This is a genomic window from Halorubrum ruber (assembly GCF_018228765.1).
Classification (GTDB): domain Archaea; phylum Halobacteriota; class Halobacteria; order Halobacteriales; family Haloferacaceae; genus Halorubrum; species Halorubrum ruber.
Map to the genome: position 1 here is coordinate 1,115,510 of NZ_CP073695.1, position 26,262 is coordinate 1,141,771.

General features: G+C 70.2%; 22 protein-coding genes and 1 pseudogene. 7 read left to right on the forward strand and 16 right to left on the reverse strand.

The window, feature by feature from the left end; translation table 11 throughout:
• Nucleotides 1-3: 3 nt before the first annotated feature.
• Nucleotides 4-2,180: pseudogene (locus J7656_RS05500) on the forward strand (formate/nitrite transporter family protein).
• A gap of 60 nt (nucleotides 2,181-2,240) precedes the next feature.
• Complete coding sequence (locus J7656_RS05505; RefSeq protein ID WP_211554337.1) at nucleotides 2,241-2,984, forward strand: SIMPL domain-containing protein; 744 nt, start codon at nucleotides 2,241-2,243, stop codon at nucleotides 2,982-2,984.
• 541 nt (nucleotides 2,985-3,525) lie between these two features.
• On the opposite strand, the gene J7656_RS05510 is transcribed toward J7656_RS05505, so the two are convergent.
• The gene (locus J7656_RS05510; RefSeq protein ID WP_211554340.1) at nucleotides 3,526-4,509 is read right to left on the reverse strand and encodes an NOG1 family protein; all 984 of its coding nucleotides are present in this window, start codon (nucleotides 4,507-4,509) and stop codon (nucleotides 3,526-3,528) included.
• 223 nt (nucleotides 4,510-4,732) lie between these two features.
• Between J7656_RS05510 and arcD the strand changes: the two genes are divergently transcribed.
• Nucleotides 4,733-6,196 (forward strand): arginine/ornithine antiporter ArcD, encoded by a 1,464-nt coding sequence (gene arcD, locus J7656_RS05515; protein ID WP_211554341.1) that lies wholly within the window; start codon nucleotides 4,733-4,735, stop codon nucleotides 6,194-6,196.
• A 19-nt stretch (nucleotides 6,197-6,215) separates the two neighbouring features.
• On the opposite strand, the gene J7656_RS05520 is transcribed toward arcD, so the two are convergent.
• Together J7656_RS05520 and J7656_RS05525 are read right to left on the reverse strand one after the other, a co-directional pair.
• Nucleotides 6,216-6,977 carry a class I SAM-dependent methyltransferase gene (locus tag J7656_RS05520; protein WP_211554342.1) on the reverse strand — a complete coding sequence of 254 codons (762 nt, stop codon included), beginning with the start codon at nucleotides 6,975-6,977 and terminating at the stop codon, nucleotides 6,216-6,218.
• A 9-nt stretch (nucleotides 6,978-6,986) separates the two neighbouring features.
• Entirely contained in the window at nucleotides 6,987-7,871 is an 885-nt protein-coding gene (locus J7656_RS05525; protein ID WP_017344298.1) for an aldo/keto reductase, read from the reverse strand.
• Between the two features lie 120 nt (nucleotides 7,872-7,991).
• Between J7656_RS05525 and J7656_RS05530 the strand changes: the two genes are divergently transcribed.
• Nucleotides 7,992-8,519 carry a DUF2240 family protein gene (locus J7656_RS05530; protein WP_017344299.1) on the forward strand — a complete coding sequence of 176 codons (528 nt, stop codon included), beginning with the start codon at nucleotides 7,992-7,994 and terminating at the stop codon, nucleotides 8,517-8,519.
• A 1-nt stretch (nucleotide 8,520) separates the two neighbouring features.
• The gene (locus tag J7656_RS05535; RefSeq protein ID WP_211554343.1) at nucleotides 8,521-8,928 is read left to right on the forward strand and encodes a DUF7993 family protein; all 408 of its coding nucleotides are present in this window, start codon (nucleotides 8,521-8,523) and stop codon (nucleotides 8,926-8,928) included.
• A gap of 56 nt (nucleotides 8,929-8,984) precedes the next feature.
• Here J7656_RS05535 and J7656_RS05540 read toward each other — a convergent pair whose 3' ends face one another.
• Complete coding sequence (locus J7656_RS05540) at nucleotides 8,985-10,895, reverse strand: methyl-accepting chemotaxis protein (protein ID WP_211554344.1); 1,911 nt, start codon at nucleotides 10,893-10,895, stop codon at nucleotides 8,985-8,987.
• A 291-nt stretch (nucleotides 10,896-11,186) separates the two neighbouring features.
• Between J7656_RS05540 and J7656_RS05545 the strand changes: the two genes are divergently transcribed.
• Nucleotides 11,187-12,482 carry a DNA double-strand break repair nuclease NurA gene (locus tag J7656_RS05545; protein WP_017344303.1) on the forward strand — a complete coding sequence of 432 codons (1,296 nt, stop codon included), beginning with the start codon at nucleotides 11,187-11,189 and terminating at the stop codon, nucleotides 12,480-12,482.
• A 64-nt stretch (nucleotides 12,483-12,546) separates the two neighbouring features.
• On the opposite strand, the gene J7656_RS05550 is transcribed toward J7656_RS05545, so the two are convergent.
• From J7656_RS05550 to J7656_RS05575, 6 genes are all read right to left on the reverse strand, one after another.
• The gene (locus J7656_RS05550) at nucleotides 12,547-13,575 is read right to left on the reverse strand and encodes an AbrB/MazE/SpoVT family DNA-binding domain-containing protein (RefSeq protein ID WP_017344304.1); all 1,029 of its coding nucleotides are present in this window, start codon (nucleotides 13,573-13,575) and stop codon (nucleotides 12,547-12,549) included.
• Nucleotides 13,576-13,579: 4 nt separating this feature from the next.
• Nucleotides 13,580-14,263 (reverse strand): phosphate signaling complex protein PhoU, encoded by a 684-nt coding sequence (gene phoU, locus J7656_RS05555; protein WP_026046297.1) that lies wholly within the window; start codon nucleotides 14,261-14,263, stop codon nucleotides 13,580-13,582.
• 5 nt (nucleotides 14,264-14,268) lie between these two features.
• Nucleotides 14,269-15,165: a phosphate ABC transporter ATP-binding protein PstB gene (gene pstB / locus J7656_RS05560; RefSeq protein WP_017344306.1), complete on the reverse strand. Its 897-nt coding sequence runs from the start codon at nucleotides 15,163-15,165 to the stop codon at nucleotides 14,269-14,271.
• The gene (gene pstA, locus J7656_RS05565) at nucleotides 15,158-16,717 is read right to left on the reverse strand and encodes a phosphate ABC transporter permease PstA (protein ID WP_017344307.1); all 1,560 of its coding nucleotides are present in this window, start codon (nucleotides 16,715-16,717) and stop codon (nucleotides 15,158-15,160) included. Before pstA ends, pstB begins: the two co-directional genes overlap by 8 nt.
• On the reverse strand, nucleotides 16,714-17,826 hold the full coding sequence (gene pstC / locus J7656_RS05570) for a phosphate ABC transporter permease subunit PstC (RefSeq protein WP_017344308.1): 1,113 nt from the start codon (nucleotides 17,824-17,826) through the stop codon (nucleotides 16,714-16,716). The genes pstA and pstC overlap by 4 nt, the downstream gene beginning before the upstream one ends.
• Before the next feature lie 159 nt (nucleotides 17,827-17,985).
• Nucleotides 17,986-19,134 carry a PstS family phosphate ABC transporter substrate-binding protein gene (locus J7656_RS05575; RefSeq protein ID WP_017344309.1) on the reverse strand — a complete coding sequence of 383 codons (1,149 nt, stop codon included), beginning with the start codon at nucleotides 19,132-19,134 and terminating at the stop codon, nucleotides 17,986-17,988.
• A 377-nt stretch (nucleotides 19,135-19,511) separates the two neighbouring features.
• Here J7656_RS05575 and J7656_RS05580 point away from each other — a divergent pair, with 377 nt between their 5' ends.
• The gene (locus J7656_RS05580) at nucleotides 19,512-20,384 is read left to right on the forward strand and encodes a mechanosensitive ion channel family protein (protein ID WP_017344310.1); all 873 of its coding nucleotides are present in this window, start codon (nucleotides 19,512-19,514) and stop codon (nucleotides 20,382-20,384) included.
• A gap of 49 nt (nucleotides 20,385-20,433) precedes the next feature.
• On the opposite strand, the gene J7656_RS05585 is transcribed toward J7656_RS05580, so the two are convergent.
• The 6 genes from J7656_RS05585 to trxA form a co-directional block, all read right to left on the reverse strand.
• On the reverse strand, nucleotides 20,434-21,168 hold the full coding sequence (locus J7656_RS05585; RefSeq protein WP_017344311.1) for a CPBP family intramembrane glutamic endopeptidase: 735 nt from the start codon (nucleotides 21,166-21,168) through the stop codon (nucleotides 20,434-20,436).
• A gap of 87 nt (nucleotides 21,169-21,255) precedes the next feature.
• Nucleotides 21,256-22,542: a glucose-6-phosphate isomerase gene (locus tag J7656_RS05590; protein ID WP_211554345.1), complete on the reverse strand. Its 1,287-nt coding sequence runs from the start codon at nucleotides 22,540-22,542 to the stop codon at nucleotides 21,256-21,258.
• 84 nt (nucleotides 22,543-22,626) lie between these two features.
• A complete protein-coding gene (locus J7656_RS05595; RefSeq protein WP_017344313.1) occupies nucleotides 22,627-23,730 on the reverse strand; it encodes a DoxX family protein in 1,104 nt (367 codons plus the stop codon).
• A gap of 111 nt (nucleotides 23,731-23,841) precedes the next feature.
• On the reverse strand, nucleotides 23,842-24,402 hold the full coding sequence (locus J7656_RS05600) for a class I SAM-dependent methyltransferase (RefSeq protein ID WP_211554347.1): 561 nt from the start codon (nucleotides 24,400-24,402) through the stop codon (nucleotides 23,842-23,844).
• A gap of 114 nt (nucleotides 24,403-24,516) precedes the next feature.
• The gene (locus tag J7656_RS05605) at nucleotides 24,517-25,659 is read right to left on the reverse strand and encodes an aminotransferase class V-fold PLP-dependent enzyme (RefSeq protein ID WP_211554349.1); all 1,143 of its coding nucleotides are present in this window, start codon (nucleotides 25,657-25,659) and stop codon (nucleotides 24,517-24,519) included.
• Between the two features lie 40 nt (nucleotides 25,660-25,699).
• A complete protein-coding gene (gene trxA, locus J7656_RS05610; protein ID WP_211554351.1) occupies nucleotides 25,700-26,038 on the reverse strand; it encodes a thioredoxin in 339 nt (112 codons plus the stop codon).
• Nucleotides 26,039-26,262: the final 224 nt, after the last annotated feature.

Consider the following 26,262-nt stretch of genomic DNA (forward strand, 5'->3'; position numbering starts at 1 on the left):
CCAGTGACGGACTCAGAGCAACCCGACGACGATTCCATGCGGGAGGTCGTCGAGCGGTCCCGGAGCGGCGCGCCCGCGGTCGGCGAGGCCGTCCGGGACCGGTTCTCCTCGGACGAGGTGTTCCAGCGGATCATCGCGGCCGCGGACGAGGAGGTGACCTCGGGGAGCCGAGAGCTGTTCTTCAGCGGGCTCGCCGCCGGGCTGGCGATCACGATCACGTTCATGCTGTACGCGTCGCTGACGGCGGCGACCGACTCCCACCCCATCCTGAGCGTCATGCTGTACCCGCTCGGGTTCATCTACATCATCATCGGCGGCTACCAGCTGTACACCGAGAACACGCTGCCGCCGGTGGCGCTGACGCTCGAGCGGCTCGCGAGCCTCCCCACGCTCCTCCGCCACTGGACGATCGTGCTCGCGGGCAACTTCGTCGGCGGCGGGATCGGCGCGCTCGTGCTGTCGTACGGCGGCGTGTTCACGGGCGACACCGTCGACGCGGCGCTGTACATCTCCGAGGGGGGTTCAGCGTCGGCACCGTGCCGCTGTTCTTCAAGGCCGCGATGGCGGGGCTGATCGTCGCCGGCGTCGTCTGGGTCGGCTTCGCCTCCACCGACTCCGTGAGCCGGATGCTCGTCGTCTACCTCGCGTTCCTCGCGATCCCGCTCGGCGACCTGTTCCACGTGGTCGTCTCCTTCACCGAGGTGCTCTACCTGTTCTTCGAGTATAACATCCCGCTGTACGGCGCCGAGATCAGCCTCTACTCCGGGATCGTCGGCTTCGTGATCCCGGTGTTACTCGGGAACACCATCGGCGGGGTCGTCTTAGTCACGCTCGTCAACTACTTCCAGACCAGCGAGGAGCGCCTCGAAGAGGCGCGCTTCGAGGGCGTCAGCCGCCGCCTGACGGTCCCCGAGTGGGTGTTCGGCCGCGCGGCCGGTCGCTCGTACGTCCCCATCTTGGACGCCACCGAGGCGACGCTGTTCGCGGGCGAGGGATACCGGATCATGGTGCCGATCACGAATCCCCGGACGGACGGCCCCATCGTCGAGCTGGCTGCGCGGCTCGCGAGCAGCCACGAGGACGGCGTCGTCCACATCGTCCACGTCGTTCAGGCGCCCGAGCGCATGTCGCTGTCCTCCGGTGACGCCGGACGGCGGATCGCGGACGTCTCCGCGGAGGGGATGGCGAACCTCCGGTCGACCGCGACGGACTACGACGTCGACGTGTCGACCTCAACGGTCGTCTCGCACCGCTCGTTCGAGGAGGTGTTCAACATGGCCCGCCGGACCCGTCCGGACGCGGTGCTGATGGGCTGGGGCGACGACCAGCTGTGGAGCGCCGCCCGCGCCGAGCGGCCCATCGACGAGCTGACCAACCAGCTCCCCTGCGACTTCCTCATCCTCAACGAGCACGAGCTGGACACCTCGCGGATCCTCATCCCGACCTCCGGCGGGCCGGACTCGGACCTGAGCGCGGAGGTGGCGAAGGTGCTCGCCGACACCGTCGGCGCCGAGGTGACGCTGCTCCACGTGGTCGACGGGCCCGAGAACAGGGGACGGGGGGAGGCGTTCCTCGCCAACTGGGCCGAGGAACACGGCCTCGAGGACGCTGAGTTCGTGGTCGACGACGGCGGCGACGTGGAGACCGGCATCTGCGACGCGGCCGCCGACAAGACGCTCGTCATCATCGGCGCCACGGAGAAGGGGCTGCTCTCGCGGCTCGTCTCGAACTCGCTGCACCTCGACGTGATCCACGACGTCGACGCGTCGGTGCTGCTCACCGAACGCCCCAGCAGCCGGTCGCTGCGCGAGCGGCTGTTCGGCTCCGGCCGCCGCGCCACCGACATGTCGGGCGGCGTCGAGCGCGACCCCGAAGAGTCGGAGGGCACGAACGTGCGCTCCGTCGAGGACGGTCAGCTCGCCGTCGACGACGGCAACGGCGACGGCGACGGACCCGACACCGACGGCGGCTCCGCCGACGCCGCGGACGCGGCCGTCAACGACGCGCTCGACGAGCGGGAGGAGGCGGCCGACAGCGGGCACTCCCCCGAGGACGAACAGCCGCACCTCGACGACACGTACGTCGTGGACCACGACGACGCGGACGAGGAGGCCGCCGAGGAGGCGGCCGACGACGACGCGGCCGCCGAGCGGGACGACGAGGCCGACGACGGCCGATAGGCAAAACGGCTCTTTGTGTTATCTGCGGCTTATACGTCGTCGGGAAGCGAACGGTCGCGTATGAACAGGCGACTGACGGCACTCATCGGCATCGCGGCGCTCGTCGCGCTGGCCGGCTGTACGGGGTTCGCGGGCACCGCCACCCCGACCGGCGGCGACGAGGCGCAACTGGAGCGGAGCATCGAAGTGACGGCCGCGGGCGAGGCGACGTCGGCGCCCGACCGCGCCACCCTCCGCGTCGGGGTCACCGCGACCGGCGACGACGCCGCGGACGTGCGCGACGAGCTGGCCGCCGGCGAGGAGGAGCTCCGGACGGCGCTGACCGACTGGGGGCTCGACGACGACGCGATCCGGACGGAGCGGTACGATGTCCGCGAGAGCTACGAGACCCGCGACGACCCGAACCGGACGCGGTACGAGGGCGTCCACCAGTACGCGATCGAGCTTGATGACGTCGACGCAGTCGGCGAGGTGATCGACGTCGCGATCGACGCCGGCGCGGACGAGGTCCAGCGGATCGAGTTCGGACTGAGCGAGGAGACCGAGCGGGAGGTCCGCGAGGAGGCGATCGCGACGGCCATGTCGAACGCCGACGACGACGCGGCCGCGCTCGCGAACGCGAGCGACCTGGAGGTCTCGGGCGTCTACGAGGTGTCGACGACGCAGTCGGGATCGCGGCCGTTCATCGCTGAGAGCTTCGACGCGGCGGCCGGCGGCGACGCGGGCGGCTCGACGGCCGTCGAGACCGGCGACGTGAGCGTGCGCGTCTCGGTGAACGTCGTCTACGAGGCGACGCCGGCCTGACGGCCGAACGGGGACGCATCGATCACAGGCCGCTGTTACACTCATATTTTTAGACAGTTTACGACCTGAAAAAGCCGATTAATTGGGCCCTTCTTGATCGAGTGCGGGAGTGAGTATCGCAGACTGGCGGCCGTGATGTAGTTTTTAAATAGTCGTGAGCGACGGCGACGAGCTTTTAAAACCGAATGCGGTGGCGCGCCTGCGAGCGGCCGGAGCGAAGCGGAGGCCGCGAGCCAGCCCGCGAGGGACGCCGCGAGCGGAGCGAGCGGCGAGGTTGGGGAGGCGTGAGGTGCTGTGCGGTGCCGTGCGGGGCGGGACTCAAAGGGGCAGCTGGTGAGGCAGGCGCAGGCGACACAAGCACCGCAACGAGGGAGCGGTAGCGACCGAGTGAGGCGCGCAGCGAGCGTGCGCCTGCCTCACCAGCTGGGGCTTTGTAGGTGTCAACCGCAGCAGCCTCAACTATTTATAAACAGCCGACAGCAACCTCGCTGTTCTGCTTATAAATGCCCTCACCAACCACGTACTACACGTACTCCCGCGACTACTCCCCGTCTCGCGTGGGCAGGTCGGGCTCGTAGCCGACCGCGTCGACCGCCATGTCGAGGACGTCCTCGACGTTCTCCTCTTCGGTGACGCTCATCGTCGCGTCGACGGACTCCGCCTTCACCGCCTCGAAGCGGTCGTGTTTGTTCGCCACCGTGAGCAGCGGTACGTCCGCGCCGAACAGTTCCCGGACCTCCTCGCGGAGCTCTAACTGGACGTCGAGGGGATAGCCGCAGTCGCCGGAGGGGTCGATGACGAAGACGACGGCGTCCGCGAGGTGTTCGAGGGCGCTCACCGCCTGCCGCTCGATGTCGTTGCGCTCGTCCTCCGGGCGGTCGAGCAGGCCGGGCGTGTCGACGATCTGGTAGCGGACGTGGTTCCGGTCGAAGTGGCCGATCTGGACGCCCTTCGTGGTGAACGGGTACTCCGCGATCTGGTTCGACGCGCGGGTGACGCGGTTGACGAACGAGGATTTGCCGACGTTGGGGTAGCCGGCGACGACGATGGCGGGCTCGTCGGGATTGATCTCCGGCAGCACCTTCAGCTGGTCCCGCGAGTCGCCGATGTACCGTAAGTCTTCTTCGATCTGGTCCATCACGTCGGCCATGCGCGCGAACGCCTGCTTGCGGTGCTTGCGGGCGGTGTCCACGTCCGAGTTCCGGATCTTCGTCGTGTACTCGTCGCGGAGGTCCTCGATCTGGCGGCTGGCCCACATCACCTGCGAGAGCGCCTGTCGGAGGCGGTCGACGTCGACGATGGCGTCCGCGAGCTCGTAGTAGAACGGGTCGACGTCGAAGCCGAAGTCGGGCCACGAGGTGACGACGTTCTCCAAGTTGTCCGAGAGCACGTTGCCGGCGGTCCGGAGCATCGACTCCTGCGCCTCGTGGCCGCGCTTCGCGCGCCCGGCCCGCGCCGCCCGCGAGAACGCCTTGTCGACGAGCTCCTCGGAGCGCGGAGTCGTCGGGAGGCCCTCAAATATCATGTTGCCCCGACTTGACCGCCGACGCGTATAAGAGCGTCCGTTCGCGGACCGCCGCGACACGGCGGCACACGGTCGGACGCGCGGGGTGACGGAAGCGGGCGCCGCGCCGTCGTCCCGTCGGACGCCTCGGGCTCGCGGCCCCGCCGCGAACGAGATGAACGATCGTTATCTTTCTCACGCATATTTCGAGTTGTTCTTATGCTTCAAAAGAATATAACCGCGCATGGCACGCTCGTTCACGCCGACGGCGTACGAGGACCTCGACCCGGACCGTCGCCCGAGCTTGGCGGCGGCGCTGGTCCCGGTCCTCGCCGTCGTCGCGTTCCTCGGCATCGGCTCGGCCGTCCTCGGCTTGGACCCGCACCCGCCGCTCCTCTGGAGCATCGCCTTCGTCGGCGCCTTCGGACTGTGGCTCGGCTACGACTGGGACGAGCTGTTCGACGGCATCGCCAACGGGCTCGTGATGGGGCTCCAGGCGATCCTGATCATCTTCACCATCTACGGGCTGATCGCCACCTGGGTCAGCGCCGGCACCATCCCGAGCTTGATGTACTACGGGTTGGAGGTGCTCTCGCCGACGACGTTCCTCCCGGCGGCCGCGGTCCTCGCCGCGGTCGTCGCGTTCGCGATCGGCTCCTCGTGGACCACCGTCGGGACGCTCGGCGTCGCCTTCGTCGGCATCGGCGCGGGGCTCGGCGTTCCCGCCCCGATGACGGTCGGGGCGGTCCTCTCGGGCGCGTACGCCGGTGACAAGCAGTCGCCGCTCTCCGACACCACGAACCTCGCGGCCGGCGTCACCAACACCGACCTGTACGGCCACATCCGCCGCATGCGGACCGGCACCGCGATCGCCTTCGGGCTCGCGGTCCTCGGCTTCGCCGCGCTCGGCCTCCGCACAAGCGGAGCCATTCCGGCGGGCCGGATCGCCGAGATACAGGGCGGGCTCACGGAGACGTACGCGATCACGGTCGTCGCGTTCGTCCCGCTCGTCGTCACCTTCGGGCTGGCGCTGCGCGGCTACGCCGCGCTCCCGACGCTCGTCGCCGGCGTGTTCGCCGGCGCGTTCATGACGATCCTCCTCCAGGGGACCGGCTTCGTCGCCGCGTGGGAGGTGTTCATGTCCGGGACCGCGCCCCAGTCGAGCTCTCAGACGGTGAACGACCTCCTCGCCACCGGCGGTCTCACCGGCTCCGCGTGGACGATCACGGTCGTCGTCGCCGCGCTCTCGCTCGGCGGAATCTTAGAGCGCACGGGCGTCCTCGCGGTGATCGCGCACGCGTTCACGTCGGCCGTCCGGAGCCCGGGCGCGCTCGTCGCGGGGACTGGCGTCTCCGCGATCGTTATTAACGCGCTCACCTCCCAGCAGTACATGAGCATCGTCCTCCCGGGCGTCACGCTCCGGAACACCTACGACGAGTTCGGGCTCGACACCGACCAGCTCTCCCGCGCGGTCGAGGCCGCCGGGACGCCGACCGGCGCGCTGTTCCCGTGGCACGCCGGCGCCGTCTTCATGGCGAGCGCCACCGGCGTGCCGACGCTGGAGTACGCGCCCTACTACCTGTTCGCGTTCCTCTCGCCGCTCGTGTTGTTCGTCATGGCCGCGACCGGCTACACGATCGACGTGGGCCCGCTCGCGGCCGGGGCGCCAGCCGCCGACGAGCCGGCCGCGGCGACCGACGACGACTGAGCCGCGACTTCCGAGGCCCTCAGCCCGGACGTCGAAACGCGAGACTGTACATCCGCCCGACTGATTCCGACCCGATCTCGGTCGCGAGCCCGCGAGCGGTCGCCGACAGCGCATCGCCCGCTTCACCGGGACATTCCGCGGCCATGGAGGCCGCCTCGTCGGCGTGTGCCGAGACGTGACTCTCGGTCCAGGGGACCGGCTCCAAGAGCGTCCGCTCCCGATCGAACTCCCAGTTGTGGCCCGCGAAGAACCGTCGCAGGAACGCCGCCGGGTAGAAGGTGAGCGCCGGGCGGCAGCGGGCCAGTTCCGACGCGGCGTTCTCGACGGCGAACAGCTCGCCGATCGCGGCGCCGTCTGGCAACGGGTCGTAGTCGTCGACGACGAGGTGCGCACCCGGAGCCGCGACCCGAGAGAGCTCCTCGGCCACCGCCGTCAGCGCCGCCGGATCGAGGACGTTACACACGCCGTGCGCGGTGATCAGGTCGACGGAGCCGTCGGGTAGCGGGATCGACCGGAGGTCCGCCTCCAGCACCGCCAGTCGGTCGGCGTCGTTGCCGCGGTCGGTACCGTCGCCGCCGCTACCGTCGCCGCCGCTATCGGCGACGCGTCGGCGCGTCGTCCGCGCGTGGTCCCGGTCGTTCGTCACGGCGTACACCCGATCGGCGCCGTTCGCGAGCAGTCCGGCGGTCGCGTTCCCGACGCCCGCACCGGCCTCCAGACAGCGTCTCCCGGTCACCGGCCGGTCGTCGAGCGCGGTCGCGACCGTGTCTGGCACGTCCATTCGCCGTTCTCAGTGGTGGAGCTGTTCGGGAACCGGGCTGTCGTCGTGGCGCGCCCGTTCGATCACCGACCGCTGAGCGGCCTCGTCCATGCCGTCGTAGTCGGCCGCGGCCTCGAGGATCATGGTGACGAGCTTCGGATCGCCGGCGTTGATGACGCTGGTGAGCCCCTGTGCGGCAGCGAAGTCGAACCGCTCGCGGATCTCGTCGGGCGCGGTGACCGGCCGGTACCAGTTCGCGAACGGTCGGTCCGCCTCGGGAAGCTCGTCGGTCGGCGGCCACGAGCCGCCGGCGAACGCCTTGATCCCCAGCGTACCGACGTTCTTCTCGTCGGCGCGGGCGAGGACCGCCTCGTAGTCGTACTCGTCGTCGTCCTTCCCGACGACGACAGGGTTCAGGGGGAACATCACCGACTCGAGGTCGTCGATGCGGTCGAGCGCGTCGAGGATGAGTCCCGGGTCGCCGTGGCTCGTCAGGCCGATGTGGTCGATCAGCCCCTGCTCTTTGGCCTCGCGAAACGCCGTGAGCGCCCCGTCGTCGCCCGTAATCTCGTTCAACTCCTCGTCGTACTCGAGCCCGTGGACCTGATACAGATCGATTTTCTCGACGCCGAGGCGGTTCAGCGACCGGTCGAGCTTGCGCCACGCGCCCTCGTAGGTCCGCTCTTGGGTCTTACAGCCGAGAAAGATCTCCTCGCGGTGTTGGCGGAGCTTCGGGCCGAGCTTCAGCTCCGCGTCGCCGTACGTCGGGGCCACGTCGAAGTGATTGACGCCGTAGTCGAGGACGTGTTCGACCAGCTGGTTCGCGCCTTCCTGTTCGAGCCAGTTGAGCGCGATCGCCCCGAACGTCATGACGGTGCTGTCGTGGCCGGTGTCGCCGAGCGGGCGGGTCTCCATACGTGCGCCATCTCGCTGGCCCGACATAACGGTTTCCGGGCGTAAGCCGGACGTCGCGGCCGCCCTGAAGCGGGATGCGGTCCGGTAGGTTTACCGCCGTCGGCGCCCCCCGATTCGCACATGAGTTTGGAGGTCGCCGTCGCCGCCCCGTTCAAGACCCGGGCCCAGGACCGGCTCGGCGAAGGGGAGTTCGTCGTCGCGCTGTCGTTAGAGCGGGAGTGGTTCTCGCCCGACCAGGCGAAGCGCCTCGTCGACGTCGCCGTCGGTCGCGGGCTGCTGTCGTCCGAGGACGGCGACTTAGTCCCGCAGTTCGACCCGGCCGAGGTGACCGTCCCGGAGGGGTTCGCCCCGGACGAGTCGGTGCTCCGCGAGCAGTCCACCTTCGAGAGCGCGCTCGACGCCATCGTGGCCGCGGGCGTCGAGAAGCAGCGCGCGGTCGCCGCGATCAACGAGCGCCAGCGAGCCCTGTCGGTCACCATCGAGGCAGCCGCGGTCCTTTACGCCCGCGAGCAGGGCGCCGCGGTCGACCGCTTGGCGGCCGACGTGCGCGAGGAACTCGCCGCCGCGGCGGGCGACGACGGGGGCGCGGCGACCGGCGGGACCGACACGGCCGAACCGAGCGACGCCGACGACTCGGGGGCCGCCTGAGATGGTCACGGACCGCCTCGCCGACGGCGTCCGGATCGCCGAGCTGCTCGCCTCGGAGGTGACCGGCAACGAGAGCGACCTCCGCGGGCTGACGGTCGCCGACGCCGACCGCGACGTCGAGCCGACAGCCGACGGCGCGCTGGCGTACCGGATCGCACGCGAGCGGGCCGGAACGGACGAGGGGGCGACCGAGCCCATCGCCGAGGTGTACGTCCAGCCGGACCGCGCGCGGATCGAGGCGGTCGTCGCTCCGGACGCGGCCGCGGACGCGGCGAGGGAGGTCGACCTCCGCGCCCGTCCGAAGGCGGTCCACCCGCCGCGCACGCTGGTGTTCGTCGAGGACGGCGCGCAGGTGAAGCGGGCGCTCGGGGTCCTCGAAGCGGTCGGAAACGCGTCGGATACCGAGTAGCCGACGGCCGACGCCGACCGGTGAAAAGAAAAGCGTCCTCGCCGCGCAGTCGTCGACTACTCCGGCTGTCCGCCGTCGCCGACCGCGACGGTCGGCCCGGGCGCGGCGCCCGGGTCGACGTCGTCGCCGGAGACGTCGAATTCGCGGACGAGCGCGCCGAGCCGCTCGGCCTGCTCCGCGAGCGAGCCGGCCTCCGTCGTCGCCTCGTTCATCGCGGTCAGCTGCTCGTCGGCGGCCTCGGCGACCGCGTCTGCCTCGTCGGCGGTCGACCCACTGATGTCCGCGACCTCCTCGGCCATCGAGACGGTCTCCTCCGTGCTGGCCGCCTGGTCGTCGGTCGCGCGGCTGATCTCGCGGATCCCCTCGCCGGCCTCCGCGGCGTTGTCCGACACCCGCGCGAACGCGTCCGCGGCGTCCTCGACGGCGTCGGCGCCGACGGCGATGTTCTCCTCGGCGCTCCGGACCGCCTCGACGGTCCCCTCGGTCTGCGACTGCGTGGCGCCGATCAGCTCCTCGATCTCCGTGGCCGCGTCCTGGGTCTCCTCGGCGAGCTGTTTCACCTCGTCGGCGACGACCGCGAAGCCGTCGCTCCCGCCGCCACCGCCGCCGCCGGCGCGGGCCGCCTCGATGTTCGCGTTCAGGGCGAGCAGGTTCGTCTGCTCGGCGATGTCGCCGATGAGGTCGACGATTTCCCCGATGTCTTCCATCCGCTCGTCGAGCTCCTGGACGGTCCCCGCCGCGGAGTCGAGCGCCTCGCGGGACTCCTCGACGCGCTCGATCGCGGCCTCGGCCGTCTCCTCGCCGTCGTCGGCGATGTCGGCGGTCTGCTCCGCGACCTCGACGACCGTCTGGGTCGAGGAGGCGACCTCCTCGATCGTCGCCGAGAGGTCGTTCATCTCGTCGGACACCTGCCGGAGCATCTCGCGCTGCTCGTCCGCCCCCTCGGCGATCTCCGTGACCGACTGGCTGACGGCCTCGCTCCGGTCGGCCGCGGTCTCGACGCCGTCGACCGTGTTCGCGCTCGCGGTCGACACCTCCTGAGCGAACGACCGGACCTCGCCCATCGCCTCGTCGATGTCGTCCATCATGCCGTTGAACGCCTCGCCGATCTGGGCCATCGCCTCGCTCTCGCTCTCGGCGTCGAGCCGGACGGTCAGGTCCCCGTCGGCCGCCCGGTCCATCGCGGCGCTGTAGTCGTCAGCCTTCGTCTCGAGGTGGCTGTTCAGCCGCTCGACCTCCTCGCGGCGCTGTTCGACCTCCGCCTTGGCGGCCTCGACGTCCTGTATCTCCGACTGCTTCCGCTCGGCGAGTTCGAGCTGCTCGCGCGCCGCCTCGCGCGACTTCTCGATCGAGTACCAGTTGACCATCAGCGCGCCGGCGAGCGCGAGGACGAACACCGCGTGAATGCCGCCCCAGACGATCGGGTTCTCGATCGCCGCGGTGTGGTTGTAGACGAGGCTCGAGTCGATGAGGCTGAACGCGCCGTGGCCGATCGCCACGTACGCGACGCCGACGGCGAACGGGAGCCAGTCCTCGTACAGCGCGAGCACCCCGATGAACACGAAGAAGCTGAAGTGCGCCTCGATGTACCCGCCCGACAGCTTCACCATCGCCATCGAGACGGTCATGAGGCTGAACGCCGTGAGCACCGTCCGCTGGCGGCGCCCGAGCCCCGACCAGTTCGCCAGCGCGGCGGTCGCGAGGATGACGGCGACGAACCCGCCGAGCATCCACGGCGGCGTCGCCGGGATCTGCGCGCCGGTGATCGACTCGGTCCCGCTGTACAGCCCCATCGCGATCAACAGCGGCACCTGTACCACGGTCGCGATCAGGATGTTCCGGTGGCGCGGCGCCCACATCTCTTCCGGCATCGAAGTGCCGTCAGGGATGTACCGGATCACCTCTCGTACGCTCCCGGTCAGCCCGCCCGATCCGCCCGAATCTATCCCGGTCGCAGTCTCTGCCATACCCGTGGGTTGTCGTATGTTTTAAAAACACATCGCCTCCAACTATTATCCCTGATACCGTCGTTTAGCGTGCGCAGCGACGCTAAGAAACTGGAGCCATTCGCTGACGAGACTCCTCTTTCGGCCCATTTTGCTGGTAAATTGACGTAGTCCGAACTGGTTCGGTCGATCGGCGGTCCCGATCGGCCGTCCCTCGATTCAGCTCGACGGATCGAGTCGCCGCCGGGCCGCGACGGTGCCGTCGACCGCGCGGCCGACGACTTTTATATCCGTCCGGACCGCCGTACGGTCGTGACGCTCGATCCGATCCACGTCGAGAACATCGCCCAGCTCGCGTACGGCATCGGCGGCGACGTGGACGCGACGGACCACGACGACCTCGCCGAGCGCGTGTGGCGCGAGTGGCTCCCCGAACTGCGCCGCGACGGGCGGGTCGTGATCGCGGCGCTCGGCGACCACGAGCGCCGCCGGGCCGCCATCGACGACGTGGCGCTCGCCGAGCGCCCGTTCGAGACCGTCCACGGCCTCGACTCGGGGACGATCAACCCGACGACATTTAAAAACGGCCTCGTCGTCGACGTCGCGCACGCGGCGATGGCGAGCTCGCCGACGGATCTGGACCTCCACCGCGACCGCACCATCGTCGCCACCGTCCACGCCGGCGACTCGACCGCCGGCTTCGACAGCGAGTGGACCCGCCGCGACGAGGGGCACACCAAACAGCGCGTGCTCCACGTCCCCCGGGTGAACCGCTACGCGGAGCGGGTCGTCCACGCGCTCGCCCTCTACCTCGCGGAGGGGACCCACGCGCTCGACCGCGCCGACGAGGTCGACGAGCTGCTCGTCCTCGACGGCCCCATCTACCCGAAGGAGCTCTTCACCTGGGCCGACCGCGACCCCGAGCTCGGCGCGCTCGCCCGCGAGGCGAAGCCCCGCGCGGTGATCGAGAAGTACGTCCGCCTCGTCGAGCGGTTCGCCGAGCGCGGCGTGCCGCTGGCCGGCTTCGTCAAGAACCCCGCGAGCGGCGCCGCGGTCCGGGCGCTCTCGCGCGCCGGCGTCGAGTCGCCGTGGCCCGACGACACGGCGCTTTTCACGCGGCTGCTGGAGCGGCGGGAGCAGGGTGACGGCGCCGAACCCGTCGGAACGGACGGTGACGACCCCGCGGCCGCCCGCGGCGCTCGCCTCGACGACGACCTCACGTTCACCACCTGGTTCCGCAGCCGCGGCGGCGCGGACGCGCCGATGGCCGCCGACGGCGACGCGCTCGGCGTCGAGCGCGAGCTCGACCCGGAGCTGTACGAGCCCACGTTCATGGTCGTCTACGACCCGCGGACCGACGTGACGTATAAGCTGGAGGCGCCGTACGCGTTCACCCGCGACGCGGCGACCCGCGAACGGCTCACCCGGCAGGTGGTCACCGAGGTGGCGGCGACGCGCGGCCCGCCGGAGCCGGTCTCGAAGGCCGACGAGCTGGCGCGGATCTCCGCGACCGAGAAGGCCGCGCTCCGCCGGAAGTTCGAGGAGCGCCTCGGCAGCGACCAGCAGGCGACGTACGACGACCTGCGCTGGGGGAAAGAAACGTACTGAACCGCCGGCGAGACGGCGCGGGGCAGGGCGGGGCGAGACGGCGCGACCGACGCCGACGCCACCGTCACTCCGCGTCCGGGCGCATCGCCGCCCGCATCGCCACCGTCCCGATCTCCGCCGAATGGTCCGCGATCCGGCCGAGCGCGTCAAGCAGCCGCGTCAGCGCCCGTGCGTCGGCCGCCGTTCCGTCGAAAGACGCGTCCGAGTCGTCGAAGACGGCCGCTTCGAGGTTGTCGAGCCCGGCGGTCACCTCGTCGCGGTCCGCCAGCACCTCGTGCGCGTCCGTCGCGCTTGCCCCTTCGAGGACCGCCGTGGCGGCCGCCGCCACCAGCGCTTCGGCGTCGTCGACCGTCGCTTCGAGATCCGCGACGAGCCGGTCGCCGATCGCCGCCGAGGAGTCCCCGGCGGTCTCAGCGACCGTGACGCTCAGGTCGGCGACGGCCGTGAGTTCCCTCGCGGTTACGTAGTAGTCGAAGAGCGCCGGACGGTCCACGCCGAGGCGGTCGAGTTCCGCCATCGAGACGAGCGAACGGTTGAGGTGGCGGGCGACCATCTCGAACAGCCGGTCCGCCTCCGCCGCCCGCTCGCGGAGTCGTTCGAGGTCCGCGTCCCGGTCTCCGCAGAAGGCGACGGCGGCTTGTCTGAGCGCCGACCGAGCGACGAACCGGAGCTGGACGACCGTCTGGCGAACGGACACGTCCGCGGTCTCCAACACGCTGTGGAGCGCGAACTCGTCGGCGGTGTCGGCGGCGACCTCCGTCCCGACCAGCCCGCGGTTCGTCTCCCGCGCGGCGCGGAGCTGGCCGTCGGCAAGCGAGTCGCGGGGGGTGAGGGTCACCCGCTCGTAGCCGGTCGCGTAGGCCGCTCGAAGCAGCCGTCGCACGAGGGCCGCGTCGTCCCCGTCGACGTCGAGCGCGACGCCCTCCAACGCCGCGCCGTCCCGCTCGGAGCTCCGCACGACGATGGAGCCGTCGGCGTGCGCGTAGAGGCGCACCTCGGTCCCGGCGTCCAGACCGCGTTCGACGGCCCAGCGCTTGGGGACCGAGACGGTGTACGTCCCGCCGCCGACCCGCTGGAGTTTTCGGGTCTCCATCGTCTCAGTAGAGGAGTTCGGCGTCGTGTTCGACCATGTACACCGTCCTCGCGGCGACGTTGACGGCGTGGTCGCCGACGCGCTCGACGTCGCGGACCGTGAGCAGCAGCCGGGAAACGTCGTCGAGGACGCGCTCGACGCCCCAGGAGTCGTCCGCCACCTCGCCCGTCGCGCGCTCGACGAGGTCGCGGACGACCTGTTCGCTCGCGCGCTGACACAGGGCGTCGATCCGGTCGTCGCCGGCGTGGATCTCGCGGCACAGCTCGATGTCTCGCGTCCGGTAGGCGGTCAGCGCGTCCTCGACCGCGTCGCGCGCCTCGCGGCCGATCGCCACGGCGTCGACCGCCGGCGGCGACTCGCCGGGCTCCGCGAGCGCGTACCGTCCGAAGTTCGTCGCCAGGTCGCCGATCCGTTCGAGGTCAGTCAGGATCTTGAACGAGGCGGCCACGAACCGCAGGTCGCTCGCGACGGGCTGTTGGAGCGCGAAGAGGTCGATACAGTCCGCCTCGACGGAGAGGTACGCGTCGTTGATCGCGTCGTCGCCGTCGATGACCTCGCGGGCGACCGCCGGGTCGCCCGACTCTAAGGCGTCGAGTCCCGTCTCCAACTGGTCCAAGACCGCCTCGCCGAGCGCGACGACCCTGTCTCGGAGGTCGTCTAGCTCGGTGCGGTATCGGTCTCTGGGCACGCTGGTCACCCGAACTTGCCGGTGACGTAGTCCTCGACCCGCTGGCTCTCCGGGTTCTCGAATATCTTCTCCGTCTCGTCGTACTCGACGAGCTCGCCGCCGGTGAGGAACACCGCCGTCTGCTCGGAGATGCGCGCGGCCTGCTGCATGTTGTGCGTGACGATGACCACCGTGTACTCCTCCGCGAGCTCGTCGATCAGGTCCTCGATCTTGGCGGTGGCGATGGGGTCGAGCGCCGACGCCGGCTCGTCCATCAGGATGACCTCGGGGTCGGTCGCGAGACAGCGCGCGATGCAGAGCCGCTGCTGCTGGCCGCCCGACAGCCCGAGCGCGTTGTCGTCGAGCCGGTCGTTCACCTCCTCCCAGATGGCGGCCCGGCGGAGCGACCGCTCGACGAGGTCGTCGAGCTCCTCGGTGTCGTCGCGGCCGAGCGCGCGGGCCAGAAGCCCCGTTTCGAGGTCGCCGTGCTTCCGTGGCCCGTAGGAGACGTTGTCACGGATCGACTTCGGGAAGGGGTTGGGATTCTGGAACACCATCCCCACCCGCTTCCGGAGCTCCACGAGGTCGACGCCGTCGGCGTACACCTCCTCGCCGTCGAGCCTGACCGACCCCTCGACGCGCGCGCTCCGGATGCGGTCGTTCATGCGGTTGAGCGAGCGCAGGAACGTGGACTTCCCGCAGCCCGACGGGCCGATGAGCGCCGTCACGCTGCGCTCGGGGATCTCCATCGAGATCCCGTCGAGCGCGTGGTCGCTGCCGTAGTACACGTCGAGGTCCTCGACCGCCATCTTCGGCGCGCCGCTGAACTGGTAGTTCGACCACTCGGGGTCGACGCGCTCGTCGGTCTCCCCGGTGGTGGTCTGTTCCGCCGCCGTCGTGGATTCGCTCGTAGCCTTACTCATGCTGTAACCTCCGCCGGAAGTAGATGCGAGTGCCGACGCCGATCGCGTAGAAGCTCAAGACGACGGCCAGAAGGACGAACGCGGTCGCCCAGCCGAACTCCTCGTTGCCGCTCACGCCCGCCGTGATCGTCGCGTAGAGCTGATACGGTAGCGCCGGCGCGCTCTGGAGGAGCGCGTCGTTGACGACGAACGGCGGCCGCGCGACGAACTGGAACGAACCCAGCACGCTCGGCGCGTCGTCGCGCAGCCCGCCCGCCATCACGAGCAGGATCGGGGCCGTCTCCCCCGCGATCCGACCGACCCCGAGGATGACGCCGGTGACGATGCCCGGGAGCGCCGTCGGGACGACGACGCTTCGGATCGTCTCCCACTGGCTCACCCCGAGCGCGGCGCTTGCGTCGCGGTACTCGTCGGGGACGGCCTTGATGGCCTCCCGACTGGTGATCGTCACCAGCGGGAGAAGCATGAACCCGAGCACTAACATCCCCGAGAGCAGCGACGTGGTGTTGCCGAACCGGGGGACGAGGAACGCGTAACCGAACAGGCCGAAGACGACGCTCGGCGTGCTCCAGAGGCCGTTCGTCGCGACCTCGACCAGCTGCGTGAACCGGCCGCGCTCAGCGTACTCGGAGAGGAAGACGGCCGCGCCGACGGCCAGCGGGACGCCGACGAGGACGGCGCCGATCACGAGCCACACCGTCCCGACGACGGCGGGGAAGACGCCGTTCGCCACGTCCGGCCGGAAGTTGTACCCGTCCATGACGAACGGCCAGCGGAACTCGAAGGCGAGCGGGTCGAAGACGATCCCCTGCGTCGCCCGGCCGAACCCCTTCACGCCGATGAAGAGGATCAGCGTCGCCAGGACGACGAGCATCCCGATCGCGTTGAGCCCGACGAGGAAGTACGCCGCCGACTGCCGGCCCGCGGCGCCGAATCCGCTCCGGGCCGACACCGCCGCCCAGCAGGCGACGAGCGACGCCACCCCAGCGAGCACCGGGATGACCATGTAGCCGGGGAACGTGACTGAGAACCCCTCTGGCGCCCACGTCCAGCCGGCGGTAACGACGTCGGCGAGGACGAGCGCGCCGACGAGCAGCGCGAGTCCGCCCGCGGGGAGCGTCGTCCCGAGGTCCTCGCGGGCGAGCGTGACGAAGCCGCCGACGGCCAGCCCCGCGACCAGCGCGGCCGGTAGGGAGACGACAAGCGGGAGCCCGAGCGTCTGGGACGCCGTCAGGCCTCCCGCAGCGAGCGCGATCCCGCCGAATCCGAGCGCCGGACCGACGGTCCCGCGCTCCTCCGGGGTCGTCTCGAAGGTCCCGAGGAACGAGCCGACGCCGAGGCCGACGACCGTCAGACCCGCCGCGGCGAGCGCGAGCGCGACCCACTCGAACGCATTGAGTCCGAAGGCGGCGGTGTCGCCGGTGATCACGCGGGCGATGGCGAGGGCCGACAGGCCGATGACGGTCATACCGACGCCGACGACGCTGTCGGTCAGACGGACGAAGCCGTCGCCTTGGTCGCTTCGAAGCGAGCGGTTGGTGACGGTGCTCACGCTTGGCCCTCCAGTTTCCGTTTCATTCGCGATTCGACCGCCTGCGAGACGATGCTGAGGAACATCACGGAGACGAAAAGCACCACGCCGGCCGCGAACAGCGCCTGCATGTGCATCCCGTCGGCGTTACCGTACTGGCTCGCGATGAGGCTGGTCAGCGAGATGGTGTTCCCGAAGACGTTGTACAGCGGCTCGGGCAGCTGGACCACGTTCGAGAGGATCACGGTCGCGGCCATCGTCTCGCCGACGGCGCGTCCCACGCCGAGCAGGACCGCCGCCGAGACGCCCGAGAACGATGCCGGCATCGTGATCCCCTTGATCGTCTGCCAGTCGGTCGCGCCGAGCGCCAGCGAGCCGTCCTTCATCGAGTTGGGGACGCTCGTCAGCGCGTCTTCGGCCACGGAGACGACCGTCGGCAGCGCCATCAGCCCGATGACGACGCCGACGATGGCCATGTTTCCGAGGCCAGGCGTGCCGAGGTGGTCGTAGACGAACGGCGAGATAAGGACGAATCCGAGCCACCCGTACACGATCGAGGGGATGCCGGCGAGTATCTCGATGCCGGGCTTCACCGATTCGCGCACGGTCGGCGGGGCGATCTCCGCGATGAAGACCGCGCCCGCGACGCCGAGCGGGCCGGCGACGAGCATCGCGATGACGGTCGTCATCAGCGTGCCCCAGATCATCGGGGTCAGCGAGTAGACGTCCCCGCTCGTGCTCCAGAGCTCTCCGACGCCGGGGATGAGGGTGACTCCGAACACGCGGACCGGCTCGGTGAGCCCGAAGATCCGTATCCCCATGTGCTGAAACACGGGTATCGAGCGCGCGATCAGGAAGATCGAGATGAGCCCCAAGATGACCGTCGTCGCGACCGTCGCGAGGAAGGTCACCGACTTGACCGTGGCCGCCTGGTGGTTGAACCACCCGTACGCCGTCGCGGCGAGAAAGCCCGAGACAGGGACGACGGTCAGCGTCGAGTTCGAGAGGAAGAGCCCGAACGCGACGAGGAGACACGCCCCGCCTACGAGACCGGTGAGGAGGACCCCACGGTCCGCGTCCGTGACGCTTCGTCCCTCGAAGCCGGCGATGCTAGTGTTACTGAGTTTCATTCGTGCGTGTGTGGTGAATCGGTGAACGGCTCGTTCGTATACTGAAACATGAATGGCCTTCTCGTGGCCCGAAAGATGGGTCGCCGCGTCGGCCGGACGTCGGCGCGGAATCTCCGGAGACCGGCGCGCCGAAGAACGGCGCACCGCGAGCCCTCGGCGTTACGCCGACGGTTCCGGCAGCGCGTCGATCTGCTCCTGACGGAACTCGTCCTCGAGGGGGAGGTAGTCGTTCGGCTCGACGAACATCTCCTGTCCGTACTCGCTGAGGATCATCCGGATGAACGCCGCCTCCTTGTTGGAGGTGCCGTCCCAGGTGTAACAGTGGAGCGCGCGCGAGAGCGGGTAATCGAGCGTGCCGAGGTTCTCGCCGTAGCGGTACGTGGTGCCCTCGATGGTGAGCGCGACCGGCGGCACGCCGCCGTCGGGCTCGAGGAACGCCAGCGCGATGTACGCGATGGAGTTGTCAGTGTTGTCGACCGTCGAGGCGACCTGCTGGTTCTGCCCCTGACGGACGTCGACGCCGCCCATCGACGCGTCCGGGTCGCCGAGGACGTTGACGCGGAACGAGGTGTCGGTCCCCGAGCCCTCGGCGCGGCCGACGGCGTTGATCTCGCGGTCGGGACCGCCGAGCTCCGACCAGTTGGTGACGTCTCCCCGGTAGATGTCCTGAACGTCTTCGAGGGTGAGCTCAGTGACGCCCGCGTCGTAGATCTCTCGGCTGACGACGATCGGCTGAGCGTCGACCGCGACGACGTGGTCCGTGAACGGTTCGAGTTCCTCCTCGCTCCGATCCGGGAACTCCGCGCTGACGGGCGCGGACGCGTCACCGATGTCGACCTGGCCGCGCTCGAGCTTCTCCAGCCCGACGCCGGTGTGGTTGAGGCCGATACTCGTGAAGAACGGGGGCGTCCCCTCCTCGCCGCTGGGTTCGAAGCCGTAGAGGCCCGCCCAGTAGTCGGCCATGTTCTGGTCCGTGTCGATGCCGTACTGCCCGGGGCCCCAGTACTCCTCGTCGGAGGCGGGCGCGTTCCCGTTCCAGAGCGACCCCGCGAGGCTCGTGATCGGGTACACGGTCGAAGAGCCGTCCGCGGTCAGGGGCGAGGTGTCTGCGCTCTCGTCCTCGCCGTCGCCGCCGTCGCCGCCGTCGCCGCCGTCGCTACCGTCGCTTCCGTCGCTACCGTCGCTACCGTCGCCGCCGTCGCTCCCGCCCGAACAGCCCGCGAGGCCGGCCGCTCCCACGGCTCCGGTCGTGACGAGAATCTTACGACGCGATACTAAGTCCGCCAGACGCTCTCCGTCCTGCGTCATCACGTGGACGCTCGGGAAGCCACATAAAAGCCGTTTATAATAGGGGTACGAGACCGGACTGATACCACCGGACTACTCTGACCAGTACGGAGGTCACATACCTCTATTTACTCGATATATATTTTCCTCTGTCTTCGGTCCTCAGTTCGCGCTCGAGAGTGCGTTCGAGCGGTATGGTTGCGAACTGGATCAAATCTCGGTCCCGGAGAAGGCTCGGTCCCGGAGATGGCGGCGCTCGGTCGGAAGTTCGAAAGCGCCTCGGCAGCGACCAGCAGGCGACGTACGACGACCTGCGCTGGGGGAAAGACGGGTACTGAGCGGTCGGCTCGGCTCCCGTGCGGTCCGGGATTTTTATCGGAGCGACGCGACGCGACCGTATGATCCGGCTGACGGCGCTGCCAAGGTGGGCGACAGAACTGGTGTCGGCGTACGACCGCGTGCTCTCGGAGCTGTTCTGGTTTCTCGTCGCGCTCGCGGCCGTCTACGTCCTCGGACAGGTCGTCGTCGTGCCGTTCGTCGTCCGCGTCGTGCGGGCGCGGAACCGCAACAACCCGACGATCGAGACGGCGGTCAGGACGTACGTCCGAGTGGCGCTGATCGGGTTTGCGACGCTGACGGGCGTGATAGCCGCCGGCTATGGGGCCGTCCTCACCGACTCGGCGATCGTCATCGCGGCGATCACCTTCGTCTTCGGCATCGCCGGCCAGCAGGTGTTCGGGTCGCTCATCAGCGGGATCTTCCTCGTGGCCGACCCCGACTTCAACGTCGGCGACTGGATCGCGTGGCCCGGCGGAGAGGGGACCGTCGAGGCCGTCGACTTCCGCGTGACGCGGGTCCGGACCCCGGACAACGAGACGATATCGGTGCCGAACACCGAACTCACGAGCAACGCGCTCACCCGCCCGTACGGCCGGGACACTTACCGGATCACGGAGACGGTGTACGTCGCCTACGACGAGGACGTCGAGCGGGCGCTCATGACGCTCCGCTCGGTCGCGACCGACACGGGAGCGGTCCTTGACGACCCGGCGCCGAACGCGCGCGTCCTCGACCTCGGCGAGAACGCGATCACGGTCCAGGCGGAGCTGTGGGTCGACGACCCCGGAGACAGGGACGTGGCGACCCTCCGGTCCGACTTCCGCCGCGAGGTGAAGCGTCGGTTCGACGAGGAGGGAATCGCGATCGCGCCCCCGTCGGCGCAGTCGCTCTCGGGCGAACTCGCCGTCACGGAGCGCTCGGCCGGCGGGTGATCAGCGCCGAGGGCGAACCGGTGACCTCGGTCCCCGCCGCTCCGGCCCCTCAGAGCGCCTGCGCGAGCAGCACCACGTAGATGGTGGCGTTGTACACGCCGTGCGCCAGTCCCGGGACCACGACGTTGTCCGTCCACTCGTAGAGCGCGCCGAGGACCGACCCGAGCACGACGACGACGCCGACGTACGCCCACCGCTCGACCGGGGTGCCGGAGACGGAGGGGAGGTGGATCAGTCCGAACGCGAGGCTCGCGATAAGCACCGCGGGGACCGCGTCGAACGCGCGCCGGACGCCGCCCTGGACGACGCCGCGGAACAGCAGCTCCTCTACGGGTCCGACCACCGCGAGCGACACCGCGATCATCGCGAGGTAGTAGGTGACCGGGTCGCCCGCGGGGACGACCGCCTGGTTCTGGCCGGTCGAGAGCCCGACCTGATCGAGCGCGAACAGCGCCCCGTACTGGAACGCGAAGAGGACGGCCCCGCCGCCGACGACTATCGCCGCCTGGCGCGCGTCGGGTCGGGAAACGCGGGCGAGCTCCCACTCGCCCGTGATCGCGAGGTACCCCGCGACCGCGACCGCGAACCCGCCGAACTGGAGCACCGTCCGGAGCAGTTGGTAGCCGGTCGACCCCTCCGTGACCAGCCCGATCGAGACCGCCAGGTCCGCTGCCGGGACGGTGATCGCGCTCGCGACGAGGAGCGCGAACACGATCGCGAACAGCGCGCTCGCGACCCGGAGCACTCGCTCGGCGACCGCCGAGCCAGGTGCGTCGTCGCTCATTGGGGGTCGTACGGCGCCCCGAGGCTTAGACGCACCGGATGTCGACTCGGCGTCGCGCGCGTTCGAGCCGGACGCCGAGCCCGCCGCTCACTCGATCCGCAGCTCGCGCTTCTCGTCGACCGCCTCGGCCTCGGCGAAGTCTCCGCCGCCGAGCAGCCCGCGTGCGGCCTTCTTCCCCCACTCGACCGCGGGCTGCGTGAACGTCGAGACGCTCGCGAGCTCGCCGTAGAGGACGCAGGCCGCCTCCATGCCATAGAGCAGCTCGCCGAGCGCCCGCTCGTCGACGCGGTCGATCTCGACGCGCACGTTGGGGACGTCCGCGGCCGCGAGGCTCGCCTCGGTCGCCTCGAACTCGGCGTCGAGCAGGCCGCCGAGCGACGACCCGCCGAGGTACGCGAGTCCGTCCAGCTCGGTCTCTGGGATCCCCACGTCGGCACGCTCGGTCGGTCGCACGAGCGTCACCAGCTTGTCCGGCGGGCCGGCGCGGTATAACTGGAGCTGGGAGTGCTGGTCGGTCGCGCCGAGCGCGCGCGCCGGCGTCTGCCCGAGCCCGTCCTTCCCGAGGCTCTCGGCCCACAGCTGGGCGAACCACTCCGCGAACGTCTCCAGCGACTCGGCGTACGGCATCACGGCGTTGGTGCGCGCGCCGCGCTCCGCGAGCGCGTACGTCGCCGCGCCGTAGGCGTACGCGGGTGATTCGTACAGCGACCCCGCGAGCGACTCCATTCCGTCGCGGCCGCCCGCGAGGACGGCCTCGACGTCGTGGCCCTGAAGGGCCGCGACCGCGAGCCCGACCGTCGACAGCGCCGAGAACCGCCCGGGAACCCCGTCCGGGACCGGCAGCGACGGGAGGTCGTGGCGGTCCGCCAGCTGTCGGAGGTTCCCCGCCTCGCCCGTCGTGACGAGCGTGCGCTCGGTCCAGTCGACGCCCGCGTCGGCCATCGCCTCGCGCACGACGAGGAAGTTCGCGAGCGTCTCGGCGGTCGTCCCCGACTTCGAGACGACGTTGACGACGGTGTCGTCGAGCGGGAGGTCGGCGAGCAGCGCCCGCGTGTCGTCGGGGTCGACGTTGTCGAGAACGTACGCGTCCACGTCGCTCGACAGGGCGTTCGACAGCGTCGCCGCGCCGAGCGCGCTCCCGCCGATGCCGACCGTCAGCACCGCCTCGGGGCGGTCGAACCCGTCGACCGCGGCGTAGATCGCGTCCGGGTCGGCGGCCTCCGGCAGGTTCAGGGCGGCGTACCCGAACTCGTCGTCGGCCATGCCGGCCGCGATCCGCTCGTGCGCGGCCGCGACGCGGTCGTCGAGTCTGTCCAGCGTTGCCGTCGTGAGCCCGGGGGTCGTCTCCAAGGCGTTTCCGAGGTCCACTCGCATACTACCCTCACCGCGCGAGAGCGACTTAAAAACCGCCGGCCGGGTCGAGCGCCGCCCCGCGGCGGGGACGCGTCGACCCGACCGTCAGTCGGCCGCCGCGACCGGCTCCTCGCCGTCGTCGAGCGCGGGGCGACCGAACCACCGGTCGAACGAGAGCGGCCCGGAGCCGAGCGTGAAGACGGCGGAGGCGAGACCGAACAGCGCGACGTGGGCGAGGACGGGGTCGTCGGGGAGCCCGAACAGCGTCGTCGTGAACAGCACGAACGAGAGCGCGGCCGCGCCGCGGGTGAAGAACCCCGCGATCAGCGCGAGCCCCACGGCGACCTCGGTCACGCCGGCGCCGACGACCCACAGCCCCGGGTCGACGGGGACGACCGACGTGAGGTCGTACTTCTCGACGACGAGCAGCGCGCTGCCGGGGTCGGCGAGCTTCTGGATCAGCCCGAGGTAGACGAACGAGACGCCCATTCCGACCCGGAGCACCGTCGGAACATAGCGCCGCAGCGGGGTGGTCGCCTCGTCGAGGAACGACTTCAGGTGGTGGACGGGGTCGATCCGGCCGTAGTACGACCCCGGCGTGCTCGCCACCGCCAGCAGCATGTCGTCGGCGCTCGGCCGACCGCCGCCGAGTATCAGCAGCGCGAGGAACACCGGGACGTACTCCACCGCGAGGACGACGAGGGGGTCGCCGGCGACGAGCACCCACGCGTACGTCAGCAGGCCGGCCGCGGCGGTGATCCGCGTCGCGAGCCCGAAGAGGGTGAAGAAGCCGAGCCCGATGAAGAGCACGCGGAGCAGCGGGCTCGCCCCGACGTCGAACGAGAGGGTCGGCGCGAACAGGTACCCCTGGAAGCCGGCGCCGACGAGGGGGAGTCCGACGGCGAGCCGCAGCATCCACGGGACGAGGTCGCCGTAGCCGGCGAGCTTCTCGCGGAGGACGACGACGTCGACGACGGTCGGGCGCACCCAGAGATACGCCGCGACCCCGGCGGCGGCGAGGAGGCCGGAGCCCGCGAACAGCGCCGCGTTGAACGGGTCGGAGAGCACCTCGGCGACGAACGCGACCGCGTCGAGGGGATCGCCCGAGTCCTCGGTGACGTAGTCGACGTGGGCCGCGACCGGCCGCGCGGCGAGCGTCGCGAGCAGCGCGAGCGCGGCGACGGCGACCGATCGGTGGCGAACGGACATACCTCGCTTACGCGCCGAACGCACCTAACGGTATTTCTTCACGAACGTTCGACTCGGACCCTGTGGGGCGGGTTTGCGCCGCTTCGGACCGCTCGATACCCGGGCCGTCGCCTACGGCGCTCGCGCGACGAGCGCGAACGTCTCGGTCCGCGTCTCGGCGCGCTCGACGTCGAACCCGGCCTCGGCGAGCGCGTCGCGTGCGTCGCTCACCGAAAAGCGCTCGTCGACCGGCGGGCCGTGCTCGCCGTCGCCGTCGGCCGACCAGTCGAAGACGACGAACCGCCCGTCCGGGCGGAGGACGCGGGCGACCTCGTCGATCGCTTCCGGGCTGCCGAACTCGTGGTACGTTATCGTCGAGAACGCGCCGTCGAGTTCGCCGTCCGCAAACGGGAGGTCCGACACGTCGCTCGCGACGAGTTCGACGTTGTCGGGGACGCCCTTCTCGCGGTAGTACTCGTGCATCTCGGACTGAACGTCGACGCCGTAGACGGTCTCGGCGTGTTCGGCGACGTCGTCGGTGTAGAAGCCGGTGCCGCTTCCCAGGTCCGCGAGGACGCCGAACGCGTCCGCCGCGAACGGACCGATCAGCTCCTCGGCGGACACCCAGCGATACCGCACCGCCGGTCGCTCCAAGCGGTCAGCGCCCTCGGCGTCGAACGTGTGAAATCCCATGCCCGGTCTTGCGCGCGGAGTGACAAAACGCGTCCGATCGCGCGGCACGGGCGTCCGTCGCGACGGCGGTCGCGCTGCCCCGGGCCGCCGCGTCTCGCCCCGCCCCGCTCCGCCTCACCACTCCGGTTCCAGCGCCTCGACGAGCCGGTCGATCTCGGCCTCGGTCGAGACGGCGTGGACCGACGCCCGGATCCCGTTCGGATGCGGCAGCGACCGCACGACGATGTCCTGTTCCCCGAGCCGCTCGACGGTCGCTTCCGGGTCGTCGACGTCGATCGTGACGAGCCCCGACTCGTACTCTCGCGGGCTGCGCAGTCGGTCCTCCGGGACGCCGTCCTTGAGACGGTCGGTCAGCGACTCGATCCGCGACTCGATCGCGTCGAGACCGACGGCGTCGACCGCGTCGAGCGCCTCGACGAGGCCGACGTGGGCCGCGGCCGTCGTCGTCCCGATCTCGAAGCGCCCCGCCGCGGGCTTGAACTCGATCTCGTCGCCGGTCGGGTCCTCGACCCCCCGGTAGCCGACGGCGTGCGGTTCGAGGCCGGCCGCGGTGTCGCGGTCGACGTAGAGGAAGCCGGCGCCCCAGGGACCGAGCGTCCACTTGTGGCCGGCGGCCGCGACCGCGTCGGCGCCCCACTCGTGGACGTCCATCGGGACCTGTCCGGGGGACTGGACCGCGTCGACGAGGGTGAACGCGCCCGCGTCGTTCGCGACCTCGACGAGGTCGGCGACCGGGAGGCGGGTGCCGTGGGTCCACGTGATCGCGCTGAAGCAGACGAGGCGGGCGTCCGCGACCGCCTCGGCGTACTCGTCGCGGTCGACGCGGCCGTCCTCGGTCTCCAACACGCGCACCTCGACGCCCTCGCGTTCGAGGCGCTGCCACGGGAGGACGCCGGCCGGGTGTTCGAGGTCGGTCCGGACGACGACGTCGCCCGGCTCCCAGTCGATCGCGCCGGCGACGCGGTTGATCCCGTCGGTCGTGCTCTCGGTGAGCGCGATCTCCTCCGGGTCGGCGCCGACGAACTCGGCGATCCGCTCGCGCACCCGGTCGTACGTCTCGAACGCGTGTTCGTACGGGTCGGTCGTCGCGGAGCCGTACTCGTGCTCCTCGATGAAGGACCCGGCCGCCTCGACGACGTACTCGGGGCTCGGCCCGTGCGCGCCGAAGTTGAAGTACGCCGCGTCGCCGAGCGCCGGGACGTCCGCGCGAAGCTCTCTGGGGGTCATACGGTCGTCGTCGAGTTGGATCGTTCTCATGGTGTCGGTTTCGGCGGCGCCGCGGCGGGTCTCGCTCGGATCAGGCGTCGGCCTGGCGGACCGCGTTCGCCAGCGCCTCCTCGGTCTGCGCGCCGACCATCTGATTGACCAGTTCGCCGTCCGCGAACACGAGCAGCGTCGGGATGCCCTGAACGCCGTACTCGCCGGCTAACGCCTGGTGGACGTCGACGTCGACCTTCAGCACCGTCGCGTCGGTGTCTTCCGCGACCGCCTCGACGGCGGGCTCCATCATCTGACACGGGCCGCACCAGTCGGCGTAGAAGTCAACGAGGACGACGCCGTCGGCCACTTGCTCGTCGAACGCGTCGGCGTCGGTCAGCTGGATCGGCTCTCCGGGTGCAGCTTCTGTCGAACTCATACCAAGCCGTACGCGCTTCGTGGTAATAATGGTTTTGGATGGTTTCCACAATACTACGATGGCACAGACGTGTGTTTTCTGTCCGGCTCCGTCGCGATACGGGCCGATGCAGTCGCTATCGGCGTTCGAAAACCGGTACGGTCGGGCGGGCGGCCGCCCGGCCGGAGTCTATCGGAGTGGAGAGAAACCGCGAGAAGTCGGTCGACAGCGACGCGGTGCGGGTA

Coding starts and splice junctions, on each gene's coding strand:
- J7656_RS05505 (WP_211554337.1), top strand. CDS start 2,241: ATGAACAGGCGACTGACGGCACTCATCGGCATCGCGGCGCTCGTCGCG.
- J7656_RS05510 (WP_211554340.1), bottom strand. CDS start 4,509: ATGATATTTGAGGGCCTCCCGACGACTCCGCGCTCCGAGGAGCTCGTC.
- arcD (WP_211554341.1), top strand. CDS start 4,733: ATGGCACGCTCGTTCACGCCGACGGCGTACGAGGACCTCGACCCGGAC.
- J7656_RS05520 (WP_211554342.1), bottom strand. CDS start 6,977: ATGGACGTGCCAGACACGGTCGCGACCGCGCTCGACGACCGGCCGGTG.
- J7656_RS05525 (WP_017344298.1), bottom strand. CDS start 7,871: ATGGAGACCCGCCCGCTCGGCGACACCGGCCACGACAGCACCGTCATG.
- J7656_RS05530 (WP_017344299.1), top strand. CDS start 7,992: ATGAGTTTGGAGGTCGCCGTCGCCGCCCCGTTCAAGACCCGGGCCCAG.
- J7656_RS05535 (WP_211554343.1), top strand. CDS start 8,521: ATGGTCACGGACCGCCTCGCCGACGGCGTCCGGATCGCCGAGCTGCTC.
- J7656_RS05540 (WP_211554344.1), bottom strand. CDS start 10,895: ATGGCAGAGACTGCGACCGGGATAGATTCGGGCGGATCGGGCGGGCTG.
- J7656_RS05550 (WP_017344304.1), bottom strand. CDS start 13,575: ATGGAGACCCGAAAACTCCAGCGGGTCGGCGGCGGGACGTACACCGTC.
- pstB (WP_017344306.1), bottom strand. CDS start 15,165: ATGAGTAAGGCTACGAGCGAATCCACGACGGCGGCGGAACAGACCACC.
- pstC (WP_017344308.1), bottom strand. CDS start 17,826: ATGAAACTCAGTAACACTAGCATCGCCGGCTTCGAGGGACGAAGCGTC.
- J7656_RS05575 (WP_017344309.1), bottom strand. CDS start 19,134: ATGACGCAGGACGGAGAGCGTCTGGCGGACTTAGTATCGCGTCGTAAG.
- J7656_RS05580 (WP_017344310.1), top strand. CDS start 19,512: ATGATCCGGCTGACGGCGCTGCCAAGGTGGGCGACAGAACTGGTGTCG.
- J7656_RS05585 (WP_017344311.1), bottom strand. CDS start 21,168: ATGAGCGACGACGCACCTGGCTCGGCGGTCGCCGAGCGAGTGCTCCGG.
- J7656_RS05590 (WP_211554345.1), bottom strand. CDS start 22,542: ATGCGAGTGGACCTCGGAAACGCCTTGGAGACGACCCCCGGGCTCACG.
- J7656_RS05595 (WP_017344313.1), bottom strand. CDS start 23,730: ATGTCCGTTCGCCACCGATCGGTCGCCGTCGCCGCGCTCGCGCTGCTC.
- J7656_RS05600 (WP_211554347.1), bottom strand. CDS start 24,402: ATGGGATTTCACACGTTCGACGCCGAGGGCGCTGACCGCTTGGAGCGA.
- J7656_RS05605 (WP_211554349.1), bottom strand. CDS start 25,659: ATGAGAACGATCCAACTCGACGACGACCGTATGACCCCCAGAGAGCTT.
- trxA (WP_211554351.1), bottom strand. CDS start 26,038: ATGAGTTCGACAGAAGCTGCACCCGGAGAGCCGATCCAGCTGACCGAC.